The sequence below is a fragment of the Flavobacterium gawalongense genome, assembly GCF_007097265.1.
GTDB classification, from domain to species: domain Bacteria; phylum Bacteroidota; class Bacteroidia; order Flavobacteriales; family Flavobacteriaceae; genus Flavobacterium; species Flavobacterium gawalongense.
Map to the genome: position 1 here is coordinate 42393 of NZ_VJZP01000026.1, position 19238 is coordinate 61630.

General features: G+C 35.8%; 16 protein-coding genes. 5 read left to right on the plus strand and 11 right to left on the minus strand.

The window, feature by feature from the left end:
- Positions 1–355: 355 nt before the first annotated feature.
- The 6 genes from FNW38_RS13135 to FNW38_RS13160 all read right to left on the minus strand — a co-directional run bounded on the left by FNW38_RS13135 (position 356) and on the right by FNW38_RS13160 (position 6588).
- Positions 356–904 (minus strand): chlorite dismutase family protein, encoded by a 549-nt coding sequence (locus tag FNW38_RS13135; protein ID WP_143388131.1) that lies wholly within the window; start codon positions 902–904, stop codon positions 356–358.
- Positions 905–994: 90 nt separating this feature from the next.
- On the minus strand, positions 995–1801 hold the full coding sequence (locus FNW38_RS13140) for an ABC transporter ATP-binding protein (RefSeq protein ID WP_143388132.1): 807 nt from the start codon (positions 1799–1801) through the stop codon (positions 995–997).
- 20 nt (positions 1802–1821) lie between these two features.
- Positions 1822–2709 carry a nitrate ABC transporter permease gene (gene ntrB, locus FNW38_RS13145; protein ID WP_143388133.1) on the minus strand — a complete coding sequence of 296 codons (888 nt, stop codon included), beginning with the start codon at positions 2707–2709 and terminating at the stop codon, positions 1822–1824.
- A 97-nt stretch (positions 2710–2806) separates the two neighbouring features.
- On the minus strand, positions 2807–4036 hold the full coding sequence (locus FNW38_RS13150; protein WP_143388134.1) for a CmpA/NrtA family ABC transporter substrate-binding protein: 1230 nt from the start codon (positions 4034–4036) through the stop codon (positions 2807–2809).
- Positions 4037–4068: 32 nt separating this feature from the next.
- Positions 4069–5520, minus strand: a complete 1452-nt coding sequence (locus FNW38_RS13155; RefSeq protein WP_218043727.1) for an alginate export family protein — start codon at positions 5518–5520, stop codon at positions 4069–4071.
- Positions 5521–5889: 369 nt separating this feature from the next.
- Positions 5890–6588: a Crp/Fnr family transcriptional regulator gene (locus FNW38_RS13160; protein WP_143388135.1), complete on the minus strand. Its 699-nt coding sequence runs from the start codon at positions 6586–6588 to the stop codon at positions 5890–5892.
- A 178-nt stretch (positions 6589–6766) separates the two neighbouring features.
- Between FNW38_RS13160 and FNW38_RS13165 the strand changes: the two genes are divergently transcribed.
- From FNW38_RS13165 to katG, 4 genes are all read left to right on the plus strand, one after another.
- A complete protein-coding gene (locus FNW38_RS13165) occupies positions 6767–10279 on the plus strand; it encodes a nitrate reductase (RefSeq protein WP_143388136.1) in 3513 nt (1170 codons plus the stop codon).
- A gap of 76 nt (positions 10280–10355) precedes the next feature.
- Positions 10356–11795 (plus strand): rubredoxin, encoded by a 1440-nt coding sequence (locus FNW38_RS13170; RefSeq protein WP_144064888.1) that lies wholly within the window; start codon positions 10356–10358, stop codon positions 11793–11795.
- Positions 11796–11911: 116 nt separating this feature from the next.
- Entirely contained in the window at positions 11912–12460 is a 549-nt protein-coding gene (locus tag FNW38_RS13175; RefSeq protein WP_143388138.1) for an acyl-CoA thioesterase, read from the plus strand.
- A gap of 399 nt (positions 12461–12859) precedes the next feature.
- Positions 12860–15094, plus strand: a complete 2235-nt coding sequence (gene katG / locus FNW38_RS13180; protein ID WP_144064887.1) for a catalase/peroxidase HPI — start codon at positions 12860–12862, stop codon at positions 15092–15094.
- A gap of 232 nt (positions 15095–15326) precedes the next feature.
- Here katG and FNW38_RS13185 read toward each other — a convergent pair whose 3' ends face one another.
- The 5 genes from FNW38_RS13185 to FNW38_RS13205 all read right to left on the minus strand — a co-directional run bounded on the left by FNW38_RS13185 (position 15327) and on the right by FNW38_RS13205 (position 18322).
- Positions 15327–15716, minus strand: a complete 390-nt coding sequence (locus FNW38_RS13185) for a DUF1398 domain-containing protein (RefSeq protein ID WP_144064886.1) — start codon at positions 15714–15716, stop codon at positions 15327–15329.
- Positions 15717–15738: 22 nt separating this feature from the next.
- Positions 15739–16173: an acyl-CoA thioesterase gene (locus tag FNW38_RS13190; RefSeq protein WP_143388141.1), complete on the minus strand. Its 435-nt coding sequence runs from the start codon at positions 16171–16173 to the stop codon at positions 15739–15741.
- Positions 16174–16458: 285 nt separating this feature from the next.
- The gene (locus FNW38_RS13195; RefSeq protein ID WP_143388142.1) at positions 16459–16866 is read right to left on the minus strand and encodes a type II toxin-antitoxin system VapC family toxin; all 408 of its coding nucleotides are present in this window, start codon (positions 16864–16866) and stop codon (positions 16459–16461) included.
- Positions 16866–17108 carry a DUF6364 family protein gene (locus tag FNW38_RS13200; protein ID WP_143388143.1) on the minus strand — a complete coding sequence of 81 codons (243 nt, stop codon included), beginning with the start codon at positions 17106–17108 and terminating at the stop codon, positions 16866–16868. The genes FNW38_RS13195 and FNW38_RS13200 overlap by 1 nt, the downstream gene beginning before the upstream one ends.
- Positions 17109–17449: 341 nt before the next feature.
- Entirely contained in the window at positions 17450–18322 is an 873-nt protein-coding gene (locus FNW38_RS13205; protein ID WP_143388144.1) for an SDR family oxidoreductase, read from the minus strand.
- Positions 18323–18428: 106 nt separating this feature from the next.
- Between FNW38_RS13205 and FNW38_RS13210 the strand changes: the two genes are divergently transcribed.
- Entirely contained in the window at positions 18429–18782 is a 354-nt protein-coding gene (locus FNW38_RS13210; RefSeq protein ID WP_143388145.1) for a winged helix-turn-helix transcriptional regulator, read from the plus strand.
- Positions 18783–19238: the final 456 nt, after the last annotated feature.

Below are 19238 nucleotides of genomic sequence, written 5' to 3' on the forward strand. Positions count from 1 at the left end.
CAGCTCCGCAAAGCAAAGTTTCCTACTTTACGGAAGTGAAAAACGGTCTAAAATCGAAAAATAAAACGTCAAAGTCCGATAATTTTCTGGGTTGAACAGGAAACATTAACTATTGAACAATCGCCTGATGTAGAGACGCACTGCAGTGCGTCTCTGCCGCGTCTCTACGACGGTACGCAAATATATTTTATAGACACATAATAAAAAATCCCTGCAAATGGTTTCATTACAGGGATTTATTCAATAACACAAGCTAAACCAAAAACTAACTTTTATACACCATACCCTTATCTTCGATAGAGAATTTATCGGTTAATAAGTGTAATAATTTATCTCTTAACGCTATGATTATCGTTTACATTCTTACCAATCTAATATCAATTTCCCTGTCCACATAACTCCATTCTTCTGTTTTTCGAAGTGCATTTAAAAGTTCTTCAAAAGCAGCTGCATCAGCTGGAGCGTATTCAAACCAGGTCAAAAAATCAAAAGGTTCACCAATATCCCGAGAATGGAATAGCTTCCGAGCAATTGCAGGCAAATATTTCATTCCTGTTTGGGTATGCTGGGATTTATTTTCCATTATTTTTCTACGTTCATCTTGCGCTAAATTCCACCATGCTTCCGATTTCCGGATGGGAATAAATGCAGCTAAAGTAGCTTCTGAGCGGCCTAAATCTTCTTGAATAGCAACCAAGTTGTCTTTATCCTCTTTCTCCGTATACCGAAGGTTACTCACAATTCCTTTTAGGGTCCAAATTCCTTTATTAGACGGAACTAAAGAACTTGAAATCTTTTTTATGTGAGAAACCGGCTCTATTGATTCTCCTTTCAAAGCAATCATTGAAGTTACTTTCCATTCCCCAACATTATCGCCTACGAAATCAAAAATTGTAGTATTCATATTGATTTATTTTTATAATTATTTAGGGTTTATATAAAAAAACCCCATAATGCCAAATCATTACAGGGAATCTCAACTAAACTAAACCAATTATTTTTCATAGACCATATCCATATCTTCAATGGAGAACTTATCCGTTAACAAATGTAATAATTTATCTCTTAGCTCAATATATTCAGGCATTTTTACGATTTCTATTTTGTTTCGAGGTCTTGGTAAATGGACTTCTACAATCTCCCTAATGGTTGAAGCGGGACCATTATTTAATACCACAATTCTATCTGACAAAAACAATGCTTCTTCAATATCATGTGTAATCATAACAATAGTTTTATCTCTATGGTTTAAGTTCCATAATTTCAAAACTTCTAATTGCATCGTACCTTTTGTAAGTGCATCAAGTGCTCCAAAAGGTTCATCCAATAATAAGACTCCCGGATTGATAGCAAATGCTCTCGCGATTGCCACTCTTTGCTTCATTCCGCCTGACAATTGTCCTGGTAATTTATCTTTATGTTCAAATAAATTAACCATTTTAAGGTTTTTCTCTACAATTTCATGCTTTTCTTTTTTGGAACAATCCATTACGGCATCTACTGCCTGAAAAATATTTTGTTCTACTGTCATCCAAGGTAATAAGGAATAATTTTGAAAAACAATACCTCTATCCGGTCCTGGGCCTTTTATTTTTTTATTATCTAATTCTACTGATCCTCCTGTTGGAGTTAACATCCCTCCTATTGCATTCATAATGGTCGATTTACCACAACCTGAATGACCGATAATTGAGATAATCTCGCCTTTTTTGATGGATAGATTAATATCTCTTACTGCAATGTATTTTCCTTTTGGAGTTGGAAACGAAATTTCCAAATCTTTTATTTCTAAATAACTCATAGTCGTATTTTTAAATTTTATTAAGCTTTATAAGCCACTTTGTTTTCGATGAAAGTAAATAATCTGTCAAAAAGTAATCCTACAATACCAATGATGATAATTGCCGATATAACTTTTTCTAAGCTTAATGCATTCCAGCTGTCCCAAACAAAGAACCCGATTCCGGCACCACCTGATAACATTTCACCGGCAACAATTACTAACCAAGCGACGCTGATACTCAATCGTAATCCTGTGATGATATGAGGCAAACTGTAAGGAACAAGAATTTTTGTCAGATAACGCATTTTCGAAAATCCAAATGCTTTAGCTACGTTTTTATGATCTTGCGGAATCGATGCTACTCCAAAAGAAGTATTGATAAGTGTAGACCATAATGACGTTATAAAAACAATAAATATAGTTGCCATTCCGGTATCTTTAAAAACTACCAAACCTATTGGAAACCAAGCCAGTGGTGAAACTGGTTTTAATAATTGAACAATTGGATAAAAAAGTTGCTTACAAATAGTACTGGCTCCCATTAAAATCCCTACTGGAATAGCAATTAAAGATCCTAATAAAAATCCCATCAATACTGTTTTTATCGAATTGAACAGTTGTAAACCAATTCCTTTATCATTAGGGCCATAGTCATAAAAGGGATCGCTTAACATTTCTTTCAAAACCGTTAGAGTCGGTATTGGACCAGGAAGTGCATCTTTAGTATAATAACTCAATAAACTCCAAAATCCGCCAAAAACAAACAAACCTACACCTGCCAAAAGCAATGATTTCGATTTTATAAGTAAAGTATTTAATGCTAATTTGAGTTTATAATTTTCTTCTATGACACTTTTTTTAATTTCTGTCGAAACATTGATTTCTGTATTTGGTTTATCAATGATTAGTGTGTTTTTATCAGACATGGTAATATAATTTAGTTTAATTAAGGTATTTCTAATGCCTCACTCCAACCCTCTCTATAAGGAGAGGGAGTAGAGACAATGTTATTCTATTTTGGATTTATCTTTTTACAACTTTTAAGTAAGCTTCAGGGTTTGATGGGTCAAAAACAGTTTTATCCATAGTAAGAGAAAAAGGTTTCATATCATCATTTGGAACTTTCACTTTCATGCTCTTAGCTACTTCTTCGTACAAATCTTGCAAGATTAATTTATCAGCAATTGCAGCATAATTTGGAGCTTCTTTCAAATATCCGAATCTTACATACTGTGCCATCGCCCAAATCGCATATGATTTACGAGGATAATTAACCATTCCGCCTTTGTGAAATAACATATAATCTTTAGAATAAACTTGTGTTCCCTGGTTACAACCTAAATTGTAATCTCCCATCAATCTAGCTTCAATTACATCTGCTGGTGCATTCACATAAGGTGCTCTACCAATAATAGCAGCCGCTTTTTTACGATTAGATGGATTGTCTAACCAGATACAAGCTTCCATTACGGCTTTCATTACTTTTACTAAATCTGCTTTACGTTTTGCACTGAAATCTTTGTTCACAACCAAAGCTTTTTCAGGATGATCTTTCCAAATGTCTTGAGAAGCTACCTGTGTAAATCCAATTCCTTGTTTTACGGCAACACCTCCCCAAGGCTCTCCTACGCAATAACCATCCATGTTTCCAACCTTCATGTTAGCTACCATTTGTGGAGGAGGAATAGTAATAATTTTCACTGATTTTTGATTCAAACCAGCGATAGACATCCAGTTACGCAACCACAAATCGTGTGTTCCACCAGGAAAAGTCATGGCAAATGTCACTTCTTTTTCGGCTTTTAATTTGGCAGCAACTACTGGAGTTACTTTATTCATTTGTTTAAAACCCACTTTTCCACAAAAATCATTAGAAAGTGTAATGGCCTGACCGTTTACATTAAGCATCATGGCAATTTTCATTTCAGATCCAGCTTTACCACCAACTCCTGTGTATACGGAGAACGGCATAGAATACAAACAATGTGCTCCGTCTAATTCACCTGTTAAAATTTTGTCACGAACATTCGCCCAAGAAGATTCTTTGGTTACAATAACTTCAACTCCGTATTTTTTAAATAACCCTAGTTCTTTTGCCATAACAATTGGAGAACAATCCGTAAGTGGAATGAAACCTAATCGTACTGGATCACTCTGAGCGCTTATTGTTGTAAAAGCCGAACTCAGTACTATTAACAAAGTCAAAACAGCTGTTTTAAAACCCCTTGTTATTTGTTTATTTGAATTTTTCATTTTTTTTCTGTTTAAGAATTGAACACTTTAATTTATTTTTTAGCTAAAAAATTAGGTTTAATATTTACCATCAGATAAGCAAATTGTGGGCTAAGATCTGGTGTTGCAACATTTTTAACCGCTGCTGACGCCATAGAATTGGTTGCTTTCATAAAAGAATATCCAGCTTCTAAATTGATCATTTTAGTTAAATTGTATCTTACTAATAAGTCAACCTCGGTACCTAAATAAGAATCTAATTCTCCTCCGGCTCCGTTTGACAAAGTGTTAGCAGATTCAAAACCATGAATGTCTAAAAAGAAAGTAAGGTTATCTTTCGCATTGTATTTCATTTTAAAGAAATAGTTCAATAATCCTTGTTTTCCAAAACCATTCGCTGCATAGAAATAATCCATACTTCCCCAGAATTTGTGTGGTGTTCCGTATAATGGATCAAAAAGATTGCTTTCTGAAGTAGCTGTAACTGCTTTTGTCCCGTCAGTTCCAGATAAATAATCAATCCCAGGACCTACAAATAATTTTCTTCCTACTTGCAAAGTTGATGTTATAGAAGCCAAATTAGCGCTTATAGATCTGCCGTCTTTGTCCTTTCCACCTTGATGGTACAAGCTTCCTGTAAGATTGAATTTTCTGGTAACATTAGTGTTGAAGTAAAATCCTGTAGTATTGCGACTCCAAACTCCTTGTCCATTTACTTTGGTAGTTACTGCAGGCGTTCCTGAAGTTACATTAGTGTATCTGTTAAAATCATCTTTAAAGAACAAAAACGAGATATCACCAAAGGAAAGTTTCTTTCCTATATAAGCATACTGAAATGATTTGTACATGGTACCAATTCCGTTTGTACCGGCACCATAAGCAGTAGGAACTCCGTTATAAACTGTTCCTGTGTTAAGTTCCTTGTTTTGGTTAAATGCAGCTCCAACATCAGCAATCCATCCTTTGTTTGCAAATTTGAAAACAATCGCATCATGCCTTCTTCCTTGTTGCAACCAATCTAAACCTCCTAACACTTTTTGGTCATCATAAGAGATTTCTTGACGTCCTGCTTTTAAGGATAAATTTTGAATTTTGCTTATCGTGTCATTTAACATAATCTCTCCCCAAGCTTCATGCAATAGGATACCATTATTTGCTTCTGTTGTTGTTCTGTTTATGGTAGAAGCATCCTGTCCCCAAACGCGCACATCTTGTAACGCCATAAACACTTTGAATCTATACCCTGTGAACCCTATATTTAATCGTGCTCTTTGAGAATTGAACAATCCTGCTTTATCCCCTTCTTTTTGCAACGTTCCTTGACCTGCTCTAAGTTCAGTTCTTTCTCTAATTTGTCCCGTTGCGGTTAATTGAGCTTTTGCTTCATTGTGGCTTACAAATGTTAGGGCGATGCCTAAAAAAATAGATTTTGAAAGATTTGCACTTGAAATGCTTACTTTTCTTAAACCTTGAATACTTAGTAATGTGGTTTTAATCTTTTGCATAATCATATGTTTTAATTAGTATGAAGCAAATTTACGTAAGTACTTATACTTACGTACGATGTAAAATACAGACTAAAACAACTTTTTAATACTCAAAACACCGTAATTAAGACAGTTTTATTCCTGCTTTTTTACAGATAATAAAAACAAAACCAACTATAGCACGGCTTAAGCACTATCAAACACGTAGTGAAATAAATACGTACAGGTAAAATTTGTCTTGTGCAAGTCTTATTAATCAGCTTTTAAAAACATAAAAAGCGATTATTTATTCGAATAAAAAGAGTTGGGAGAATATATGTTCTCCAAAAGGAGACTACATATTGGAAGAAAAAAGGAGGAAGAGAAAATGGGAATTTATTGTTGCAACTATTTATGTTCTTTAATTTCTGATTTTAATTTATCGGTATTAATTAATCCGATTTTCTTACCAACAGTTTTAATAAGCAATTCTTTTTTTAAACTAGAAATTACCCGTATCACTTGCTCATCGGTGGTTCCGGCAAAATCTGCAATTTCTTTTCTGGACAAATCAAGCTCAATTACGCCATTCACTTGTCCAAATTTTCTATGAATATATAATAAGGTATCAATTACCCTTTCTCTCACATTCATTTGCGCAATTTTGCGAATATTATTCTCACTTTTATTCAACTCTTCCGCATAAAACAACATTAAATCAAAGGTAAATTCGGGAACATTATGAAGTATTTCCAGCATATCTTCATTACTGAAATTACATAATACCGTATCTTCCAGCGCATAAGCACCAATAAGATAGCGCTTACTGGTACCAAAACCTCTAAACCCGATTGTATCTCCATCCTTAGTTAATCGTACGATTTGTTCTCTTCCGTTAATACCTGTTTTTACCGTCTTTACCTTTCCTTTGTAAATAAAATACAAACCCTGAATTGGTGCGCCTTCAATTATAAATTGCTGTGATTTTTTACAAATAAAACTGCGCTTTCTATCAATATAACTTTTCATTTGTTCTAAATGAATATGCTTTTTAATAAAACAATTTTCATTTATGCAGCTGGTACAAGTGGCTAATTCTTCTTTCATGGATAAAATTTTAAATTGTTCACAAAATGATTTGGCGTTCAAAATTTATTTTAACCAAAATTATAAAATAAAATTCATTTAATACGTATTAATACGTAAAAATACTTATTTTTACACTTTCGTAAGATAGAAACAGATCAATATATTAAGCTTTCATTATTAATAAAGAAATTCAATAATGCAAAATTCAGAAATCAAAACTACGTGTTCCTATTGTGGAGTAGGATGCGGAATTATAGTAACCAATGATTCTAAAAATGGAGTAATCGTTACGGGCGATAAAGACCATCCGGTGAGTAAAGGGATGCTTTGCTCGAAAGGTATGAACCTGCATTATGTAGTCAATGATACCTCCGACAGAATCTTGTATCCAGAAATGCGATGGAGTAAATCGCATCCTATGGAACGTGTAAGTTGGGATACCGCTTTGGATCGTGCTGCAGCAGTATTTACATCCATAATAAAAAAACATGGTCCTGATAGTGTTGGGTTCTACATTTCCGGACAATGCCTCACTGAAGAATACTACCTAGTAAACAAACTGGTAAAAGGATTCCTGAAAACTAATAATATTGACACTAACTCTCGCTTATGCATGAGTTCGGCAGTGGCAGGTTACAAAAAAACATTTGGAGAGGATTCCGTTCCAATTGCATACGATGATATTGAATTAGCAGATACTTTTTTGATAACCGGAGCCAATCCTTCTTGGTGCCATCCTATTCTTTTTCGTCGAATAGAACAACACAAAGAAAAAAATCCAAAAGTAAAAATCATTGTAATCGATCCTCGAAAAACAGATTCGGCTTTAGCTGCGGATTTGCATTTACAAATCATTCCGGGTACTGATATTATTTTATATCATGCTTTGGCCAAAAGATTAATCGAAAAAGGATATGCCGACAATGATTTCATTAAAAACCACACTGAAAATTTCAAATTATATAAAGACCTTGTACTGTCTAGCTCATTAGAAAAAGCATCCAAACTTTGTGGTATTCCTTTAAATGACATCAAATTGGCCGCTGATATCATTGGTAAAGCCAAAGGATTTCTTTCGCTTTGGGCAATGGGATTAAATCAAAGTGCTATTGGCGTAGATAAAAATACAGCCTTACTCAACCTTTCTTTGCTAACCGGACAAGTAGGAAAACCAGGTTCAGGACCTTTTTCATTGACTGGACAGCCTAATGCTATGGGTGGCCGTGAAGTAGGCGGAATGGCAAATTTACTGGCAGTACATAAAGAACTAAATAATCCGGTACATCGTAAAGAGGTAGCTGATTTTTGGGGAGTTGAAGACATATCTGAAAAACCGGGATTGACGGCTACTGAAATGTTTGATGCCTTGGAATCTGGAAAAATGAAGGCGATTTGGGTTATTTGTACCAATCCAATGGTAAGTTTACCAGACTCTCGAAGAGTGGAAAAAGCGCTGGCTAATGCCAAGTTTGTCATCGTCCAAGATATTTCCCATAATGCCGATACTTCAAAATTTGCCGATTTATTATTGCCGGCAGCAGGATGGTTAGAGAAAGAAGGAACCATGACCAATTCCGAAAGACGAATTTCTTATTTGCCGAAAGGTATCAATGCACCGGGAGAAGCACTTTCGGATGTGGAAATTCTGACTCGTTTTGCTAAAAAAATGAATTTCAACGGATTCAATTTCAACAATACAGAAGATATTTATAAGGAACATTGTCTAATGACAAAAAATACCAATATTGACATTTCCTTTTTAAATTATAATCGTCTTAAAAACGAAGGAACTTTTCAATGGCCCGTTCCTGATTACGGACATCCCGGAACACCGCGTTTATTTACCGATAAAAAATTCTATACGCCTTCACAAAAAGCTATTTTTAATATTCCAACAGCTATTGAAAATACTTCGGAACAACCTAATGATACCTTTCCGTACATTCTTACCACGGGTCGAATAAGAGACCAATGGCATACGATGACCAGAACGGGTAAAGTGTCCCGATTGATGACACATATCCCGAGTCCAGTGCTTGAAATAAATCCTATTGACGCCTACAAAGCCTCGATAAATAATGGAGATATTGTTGTGGTGACCAGCAAAAACGGAACCGTTCGTATAAAAGCAAAAGTTTCCGACACCATTCGAGAAGGTGTTGTTTTCTTGCCAATGCACTGGGGAAAACAATTGGAAAATGATTTGAATCGAACCAATAATTTAACCAACACACTTGTAGATCCTGTATCGAAAGAGCCCGATTTTAAATTCACAACTGTAGCGGTTGCCAAATACGTGAAACCTTTCGAAAAAATCGCTGTTGTGGGCGCTGGAGCGGCTGCTTTCCGATTCATTCAAAACTACAGGGAAATCAATACCACTGACGAAATTATTGTTTTTTCAAATGAGGAAAATCCTTTTTACAACAGGGTTTTATTACCTGAATACGTAACTGCGGAGCTTTCGTGGGAACAGCTTTTAAAAATAAAAGACGAAGCATTAAGCAAGCTAAATATCACGATGAAATCGGGTGTTTCAATTGACAACATCAACACCAAAGAAAATATAATTCTCGATAGCGATGGTACAACACATACTTTTGATTCTTTGATACTAGCTACAGGAAGCAGGCCTTTTATTCCTGAAAATGCGCAACTGCATTTACCGGGACGATTTACCATTAGAAAAAAAGAAGATGCAGACCGATTAAAAAACTATCTGGATGATACTAATTTAGTTCCCGAAGAACAACATGTAGTTATCGTAGGTGGTGGATTATTAGGATTGGAATTGGCTGCTGCTTTAAAACATAAAAAAGTAAAAATCACGATAGTTCAAAGGGCTTCCCGATTAATGGAACGTCAATTAGACCGAATTTCGAGTAAATTATTGGCCGAAGAAGTGCAACTTCGAGATATTCAAATTTATTTTGATAATGAAGTAAGTACGGTTTTTGATACCGATAATGCAAATGAAATTGAAATTGCCCTGAAAAGTGGTCGAATTATTACTGCCAATGCCATTGTGTACACCATTGGTACGATTCCAAATATAGAATTAGCCAAAGAATCAGGAATATCCTGCGGACGTGGCGTAAAAGTAAACCAGTATTTACAATCATCAAATCCAAATATATTCGCCATAGGAGAAATAGCCGAATTCAACAACCAATTATTCGGAATTACTTCAGCTGCCGAAGAACAAGCTGATGTTTTGGCTAATTTTATGGCTGGTGATATCAGTAGTTTTTATAAAGGCTCGGTTTTGATGAATATCCTGAAACTCGAAGACATCAATTTATGTAGTATTGGCGAAATAGAAATCCCAGACAATGACGATTCTTATGAAGAAATTGTGTTTGCTGATTTAGGAAAAAGATATTATAAGAAATGTATCGTCAAAAACGACTTATTGATTGGCGCTATTTTGATGGGCGATAAAAGTGAGTTTGCCGAATTCAAAACCATGATCGAAAGCAAAATCGAATTAGCCGATAAAAGAAATACATTATTAAGAGGAAGTTCGAATGCAAAACCCGTTTTAGGAAAACTCGTTTGCTCCTGCAGCCAAGTGGGACAAGGTAATATTGAAGAAGCCATCAAAGGTGGTGTGACCAATTTCACCGAATTATGCAGAACCACAGGTGCTGGATTAGGTTGTGGAAGTTGCAAAACCGAAGTAAAAGAAATCTTATCAAAATGTAAATAATAGTTGGCAGTATTCTGTAATCAGTTAGCAGTCAGCAACTGAATACTGAACACTGAGAACTGAACACTAAAAAAATATGGAATTGACAAGACTAATAGTAAAAGGAGGCGTGATTTCACCAGGTGAATTACGAGAAATTGTAAATATGGCTTTAGAACAAGGATTGGATGCAATCTCCTTTGGTTCTCGACAAGACATTATATTTCCTAAAGGTTTTACCCCTATAGAAAAGGAAAAAACAGGTAAGAATTATTTTGTTTATCCCAATGAAAAAAGTGGAAACAACATTGTTTCTTCCTATGTATCTACAGATATTTTTAGAAATACTCCTTGGCTGACGGGAAATAAATTTTTATATATTTTAGAGCAATTTAAAGAACAACCCAAGCTAAAAGTAAATATTACAGATCCAAAACAACAGTTAGTTCCTTTGTTTACAGGACACATCAACTTTATTGCTTCAGATCATGAAGATTATTGGTTTTTATACATTCGTTTGCCAAAATGGGATAAAATGGAAATGTATCCCGTACTGATTTACAGTTGGAATACCGCCGAAGTATATTATGCCATTGAAAAAATACTCGAAGAAGAACCTGATTCTGTCGAAATGATTTTTCAATTGATCAGCGATGCTTTGGACACAAACAATCGAACAATTGATAAACCCTTAAACATTCCTTTTTACCCTTTTCCTTACTATGAAGGAATGAATAAATTAGGCATCGATCAATATTGGCTAGGTTTGTATTGGAGAAATAATCTATACGATTTAGACTTTTTAAAAGAAATGTGCGATTTATGTTTTGATTGCAAAATAGGCAAAATATGCATCACGCCATGGAAGTCCTTTATCGTAAAAGGAATTCCAAAGGAACGAAAATTAGATTGGGAAAAATTCTTGGGTAAAAAAGGAATTAACGTTCGTCACTCCTTATTGGAACTTAACTGGCATTTACCTGTTGCCATGGAATGGGCTTTAAATCTCAAAACTTTTCTGGTTCGAACATTGGACCAATTTGATATCAGTACCTACGGACTTACCTTTGGTATATCAGAATACAATCGTGATGGGCATTATTTTACTTCGATTGTAGTCGAAAAAAATGAATTGCCAAAAGATTTAGAATCCATCAAAATTAGGGATACGTATAATGTTTTGTATGCTAAAAATTTTGATCCAAATACCAAAGAATATATTGTTCACACGCAAGATGTCGACAAATTGGAATTACCAACCATTTTGATTGAATTGAGTAGAAAATATTTTGAAGAATTAGGGAATTTAGTTCTTGAAGTAAGCACAACAGCAACCAAAAAAGAGAAAAAAGAACAAGATATCCATCAATGCCCAGAATGTTTGACCTTATATAATTCAGAATACGGAGATATTGTTCAAGGAATTCAAAAAGGAATTTTGTTTAAAGATTTGCCCGATGACTACTGTTGTTCTTTATGTGGATCTCCAAAAATAAATTTTATAGCATTGACAGGAGAAAAAATGGACACTTTATAATAATCCCGAAAAAAAGTTAGCCACGAATTTCACAAATTAGTACAAATTATTTTAAAATTTTAATGAATTAATTCGTGGCAAATTCATGGAATTCGTGGCAAAAAAATAATTACAATATGAATACTACTTTCAAAACGGTAAGTTCTTCTTACATTACAATTTCCGAATTAATGCTGCCTTCACACACTAATTTTAGTGGCAAAATACATGGAGGTTATATTTTATCATTACTCGATCAAATTGCGTTTGCCTGTGCTTCAAAATTTTCTGGGAATTATTGCGTAACTGCTTCTGTGGATACCGTTAACTTTTTAAAACCTATTGAAGTGGGCGAACTGGTAACGATGAAAGCCAGCGTAAATTACGTGGGAACAAGCTCTATGATTGTTGGTATTCGTGTGGAATCAGAAAATATTCAAACAGGAACCGTTAATCATTGTAATTCGTCCTATTTTACGATGGTTTCGAAAGACAAAGACGGCAAAAATGCAGCCGTTCCCGGATTAATACTTACGAATCTAAAAGAAGTGAGTCGGTTCCAAAACGGTGTAAAACAAATCGCTTTGAAAAAAGAAAGAGAGTATCAAAAGAGCATTGCCACTTTTGGATCTATAGAAAGTATTTTGAGTTTAAATCAGTATAATGTTAAGGTCGAATTACAATAATAATTAAGATTACTTAAAATTAAAATAGCAATATCCTACGGCTTTAGGCAGGTTGGTATTTTAGAATTCAGTCTGCCTAAATTTAGGACAAAAGTTTAATAGAATTACTCCTTTTCAATTTATTCCTTCTGCCCCCATTTTGGTAAACCCTAGACTTGCTATAAATAGGATTTACAGATTAATCAACCATTTAACTAATTCTCGAGTTTGTGGGCTTAATGCTGGCTGGGTAATATCCAAATACTCTGATTCCCTTTTAATTAACCATTTCCCATAAGTTGATTGCATAACTTATTTTAACAACAACTATAATTTTTATCTATTGTAAAAATAATTTAGATAAGAAAAAATAGGTAAATTAGCATTGAAAGTTGTATAAAACAAAAAAACAATCGCATTATGGAAAATAATAAAAATGGGAGCACATCAGATAATGTTAACGTTGAAAGCAAGTGCCCGTTTTCAGGAGGAGCTCAAAAGCAAAGCGCTGGCGCTGGAACGAGAAACAATGACTGGTGGCCTAATCAGTTGAAATTGAATATCCTCCGCCAACATTCTTCACTGTCCAATCCGATGGGCGAAGAGTTCAACTATGTAGATGAGTTCAAAAGTCTCGATCTGGATGCAGTGAAGAAAGACATCTTCGATCTGATGACTACTTCTCAAGACTGGTGGCCAGCAGATTACGGTCACTATGGGCCGTTATTCATTCGTATGGCGTGGCATAGCGCAGGTACGTATCGTATCGCGGACGGCCGTGGTGGTGCGGGTTTCGGTACCCAGCGATTTGCACCACTCAACAGTTGGCCTGACAATGCGAATCTAGACAAGGCTCGTTTGCTGCTATGGCCAATCAAACAGAAATATGGCAAGAAAATTTCATGGGCTGACCTGATGATTCTTGCCGGGAACTGTGCCCTTGAGTCGATGGGCTTCAAGACCTTCGGTTTCGGTGGTGGACGAGAGGATGTTTGGGAACCTGCGGAAGACATCTATTGGGGTTCTGAGGGAAAGTGGTTGGATGACAAACGCTATACGGGTGACCGCGAACTGGAAAATCCTCTTGCTGCCGTTCAGATGGGGCTTATCTACGTGAATCCTGAGGGTCCTAACGGAAATCCTGATCCACTCGCAGCAGCCCGTGACATTCGCGAGACTTTTGCTCGTATGGCTATGAATGACAAAGAAACTGTCGCGCTTATAGCCGGTGGGCACACCTTCGGGAAAACCCATGGTGCTGCCGATCCAAGCCAGTACGTTGGTCCAGAACCTGCAGGTGCGCCCATTGAGGAGCAAAGTCTCGGCTGGAAAAATACTTTTGGTAGCGGAAATGGAGAAAATACTATTACCAGCGGGCTAGAGGGTGCTTGGAGTACAACGCCAACCAAGTGGAGCAACAACTATTTCGAGAACCTGTTCGGCTTCGAATGGGAGCCAGACAAGAGCCCGGCAGGCGCGCATCAGTGGAAACCGAAGGGCGGCGCAGGTGCAGGTACAGTGCCAGATGCTCACAACCCGTCAAAGAGTCACGCTCCATTTATGCTTACGACTGACCTCTCCTTGAGAGTGGACCCTATTTACGAGCCCATTTCAAGACGCTTCTTCGAGAATCCGAATGAATTAGCAGATGCATTCGCTCGTGCATGGTTCAAGTTGACACACCGCGATATGGGGCCAATAGCACGTTATCTTGGCCCAGAGGTACCTAAGGAACAACTAATCTGGCAAGACCCGATTCCGGCCGTTACGCATCAACTAATTGATGATAATGATATTGCTGCGCTGAAGGCTAAAATACTTGATTCAGGATTATCTGTGTCCCAACTGGTAGCAACAGCTTGGGCCTCAGCATCAACGTTCCGTGGCTCCGATAAGCGTGGTGGCGCAAACGGTGCCCGTATTCGTCTTGCTCCTCAAAAGGATTGGGCAGTCAACAATCCGGCTCAACTAGCGAAAGTGCTAGAGACGCTTGGTGGCATCCAAGCAGCATTCAACAGTGCTCAATCTGGCGGAAAGCAAGTATCACTAGCTGACTTGATCGTTTTGGCAGGATGTGCAGGAATTGAGAAAGCAGCTGCAACTGCGGGTCAAGATGTGAAAGTTCCTTTTACACCGGGAAGAGCCGATGCTTCACAAGAGCAAACTGATGTTGAATCATTTGCTGTCTTGGAGCCTGAAGCAGACGGTTTCCGCAACTACATGAAAACCAAATACACAATATCGGCAGAGGAAATGTTGATTGACAAGGCACAATTGTTGACCCTGACAGCACCAGAAATGACCGTTCTTATTGGAGGTATGCGTGTCCTTAACGCGAACTTCGATCAGTCTCAAAACGGTGTTTTCACGAAGCGTCCAGAAGCACTTACCAACGATTTCTTCCTGAACTTATTGGATTTAGGTACGACTTGGAAAGCAGCTTCGGAGTCTCAAGATGTATTTGAGGGGCGTGACCGTAAGACTGGAGCATTAAAGTGGACAGGAACTCGCGTGGATCTTATCTTCGGTTCGAACTCAGAACTTAGAGCAATCGCTGAAGTCTATGGATGTGCCGATTCTCAAGAGAAATTTGTAAAGGACTTTGTGAAAGCTTGGAATAAGGTGATGAATCTGGATCGTTTCGACCTAGCCTAATTACAACCCTGCATTATATAGTATCAAAAGGTGGTTTGTCAACAAACCACCTTTTTTATGACCTTTTAATAAACCTAATATTTTTTTTGTTTTACTGTAATAAAATTTAAATAATTACACTATTTCTTAAATGAACTTATATTCCTTATATGGTGATAAATGCCAACCATATAAGAAATATAAGTTCATTTAAGTTTTAAAAAACATTACAGTTAATTCTATGTTTAATTGGTTAAGCTGGAATTTTTTCAATTAAAATGGCGGAACCTAATTTGTCAAAATAAGTGCAGGTCATTTCTATAATATTCACACTCCATCTTGCAATTCCACATTGCGCAGCATGATTGCAAAAAGTGAGGTAATCCGTTTGACCATCTTGATGCATGACTAGAAATTCAATGAATCGTTCTTTGTTGGCTGATGCAGCAACAGTGATGCTGCTATAAGTGTCAGTCGCTGCCGCTCGGAAATTATCTTCACCAAAATATTCTACATGACCGTCGTTGACAAAGGTATCATAGCCTTTTACACCTAATTCAATTAAATCTTGAATATAAGCAGGGAAGTCAGCCCCAGATTTAACTTTAGAATGCGCTTCTTTTATTTGAGCAGTTGTAAACATAATTCGATAGGATTTGGTTTAATTATAGAGCGGTAAAATCAGCTGTTTTTGGAAAAACACTTAGCGCATCAACAACAATTTGAGGAGTCGGACTGGCTAGTTTACGGAGTTTGGTATCCATCCAAGCACCATCTACAGTAATAATGGCGCACAAAACATCATCTCTATAAAACTCATGAACAATAGACCAGCGTGAAGCATCAGCATTCATTTTTGCCATTTTGGTTTGCATGATAATAACATCAGAGAGTTTGATTTCTTTTCTAAAAACACATTCTTCTCTAAATAATATGGGACCAATGTGTTCCGTTTGCATTACTCTTAATGTTAATCCTAATTGTTCCAGAATTTCAATACGGTGTTGTGCTCCAAAATCATAATAAACACTGTGACGTAAGTGAAAATTTGGATCTAAATCAGACCAACGAAAGGATAGCTGTTTGCTAAATGTAGCCATAGGGTTTTAATTTATGTACGTTTTTTTTCTTGGCTAAGATAGAGAGGATTTTTACAGGAGCAAAACGAACTGATGAAGTAATCTTTAGCTGTCTTGTGTAAAAATCTGTTTTTACGAATTGAAAAGAGCATTTTTTAAGTAATTTGTTTTTTGAAAATATTAATCTCAATTTAAAAACAAACCCCGCTTAAAAAGACTCAAACGAGGTTGGTTTTTATAATGCTTTTTGTGCCGATTTAGATTTTTAGAGCGGTTGTGCAACGGCTACTATTGTTAAACGCTGGCTTACTTTTTTAAATACTCTTTTGCTGTTAGAACAGGAAGAATTGAGGTTTTGAAATCTTTTTTATTTCGTGTTATAATTAAATCCAACTCATTTTCCAATGCAGTATGATATTGAATTGCATCTTCGAAATCTTTAAAATCAGAAACCAACGCTAATTCTAAAATTTTGTCATCCATAGGTAAAACTTCTACCAAAACTTTAAACTTGATTAGAATCTTTCTCGCTTGATCTAACTTATGATTCCTTGCCAATAAGTAATGAGTATTGGCAAGTGTTAAAGAAGAAATGTAAAGTTTAACTTTATTATGGTCCGACAAAGTGAATAATTCTTGTGCTTCTCTGTAAAATTCTTCTCGTTTAGAAAGTAAGTCTAAAACGATATTTGTATCGACTAATATTTTATCCATTAAGAATATTTTTTAGATAAGTAATCAGAATATTCTTTTTTATAATCTTTGCTTTCAAGAGAAATAACACCGGTAAGACTTTCCACAAGTGGGCTCACTTTAGTTTTTTCTGTATTTTTTTTAGTTAAAGACAAAAGATAATTTTCAATAAGCTTTGAAAGACTTACGCTATTGTTTTTAGCATAGAATTTTGCTTCTTCAATTACATTTTGATCGATATTCAATGTTAGTTTCGTATTCATAACAATTAATTTACGTGTAAAATTAAAAAATACACACGTAATAAAAAATTATTTAACGAAATATTTTCAGTTGTACCCGCCCGCTTGTGGTTAAATTATTGTATCCGCTACATTATAGCACAACGTCCGGTGGCTTGCCTCAGTGGCGTGAATGTCACCGAACAATCACAAATATAAACCAAACTTTGAGTTATCAGCGTATTTTCTAAAGAAACACAGAATTAAGCCATTGAGGCAAACCGCTGTTACCTGCTGGCGTTTTTCGTTTATCAAATTATTAACTACAAAAATAGCGAACAATTTTAAACTGTTCGCTATATAAAGTTCTTATTTCAAAGATGTTATTTAGAAGTGTAAACTTCTTTTAAAAACGCTTTTGCAGTCATTGGTTTTCTGCCCAAAAGATTTTCTAAATCTGTTTTTTCAGTTGAAAATTCTCCTTGCTTAATGGCCTCGGCAAAACCTGCAAACATTCCAACATATTCAGTTGGAACGCCTGCTCCTGTTAATGTTTCCACGTAAATATCTTGTGGAGGGCTTACATAATTGATTTGTTTACCAACTATTTCACTTAAATCTTGAGCAATTTCTTGTATCGATGTATTTTCGATATTGCTTAAAGAATATTCTTTGTTTTCGTGTCCTTGACTTGTCAATATATTGGCAGTAGCTTCAGCCATATCATTACGCAAAGCAAAAGCCGATTTTGTATCGCCTGCTGGTAAAAATATTCCAGTTGTTAAAACTTGTTCTCCAAAAAACATCGGTAACGCATCAAGATAAAGATTATTTTTTAAAATGGTGTAAGTCATTCCACTTACCTTGATTTGGTTTTCTGTGTCGATATGCGATTTTGCAAGAAAGGCAATTGGCGAAGTTTCGGTATCGTTTTTTCGCTCAAAACTGGTATATAATATATGTTTTACTCCTGCCTCTTTAGCGGCCTTCACTGCATTTTCTTGTTGTTTTCCACGGTTAACAACATCAGAACCCGACACCAACAACAACTTGTCAACGCCTTTAAATGCTTCTACCAGTGAAGCGTAGTTGTCGTAATCGCCAATTTTTAAGTTAATTCCTTTTGTTTTTAAGTCTTCCGCTTTCGCCACATCTCTTACTAAAGCCGAAATGCTGTTTGCTGAAATGCCTTTTTTTAATAGAAAGTCAATGGTTGCCTTTCCGTAATTTCCTGTTGCTCCTGTTACTAAAATCATATTTTCTAATTTTTTAATTAATATGAAGCAAAGATATTGTATATTTGCTTCTTAAAGTATAGTAATATACTAAAGTATAGTGCCAATAATTTATAATTGAGTAAAAATGGATAGTATAAAAGACATCAAATCTTGTCCAATTCAATATGTGTTATATATAAATGATACATTGAACGTAATTAGTGGAAAATGGAAATTGCCAATTATAGGTTCCGTCCTTTTTGGCAAAAAGCGATTTACCGAAATACAGCGTAATATTCCGAAGATAACACCAAGAATGTTAAGTAAAGAACTGAAAGAACTGGAATTGAATGGTGTGATTGTTCGAAAAGTGTATGACTCAATACCTGTAACTGTGGAATATGAATTATCCGAATCAGGAAAATCAATTACAGAAGTTTTGGATAAAATGATTGAATGGGGTATAGAACATAGAACGTCTGTGTTCGCAAAGTCATAAGTTCTCAGTCGTCAATTGTGGTAGGTTGAATAACGATTTTTAGTTTGTCTGATTAATGTTTGCAGAGTCGTTGGACGCTTGCAGGTAACTTGTATATAGTGATGATGTAGTCATTATTATACGCCCAATTAGGATAGATTGTAGTGATAATCATCCAAAACTACTTATTTCAAATATACCATTTAACTACCGAAAAATCTGATAAATCAGCTTTGATAATTAACTTATTTTCAAAAATAATTCCTTCTTAATTGTAAACTTTACGGGAAACCGCATTTACGTTCTTTTTTGCACAAAATCCCTAGCCCCGGTAGCAGTGAAAACCGGATGCAGGTGGAGTACCACTTTTTTTGGTGGTGGCAGAGCGAATCCCGACACTTCCTATCGTGTGGACACAAATATAGATTATTTTTGCGGTTATGAATATAAGCAGAGAGTTTCAAAAGTTATCAGATA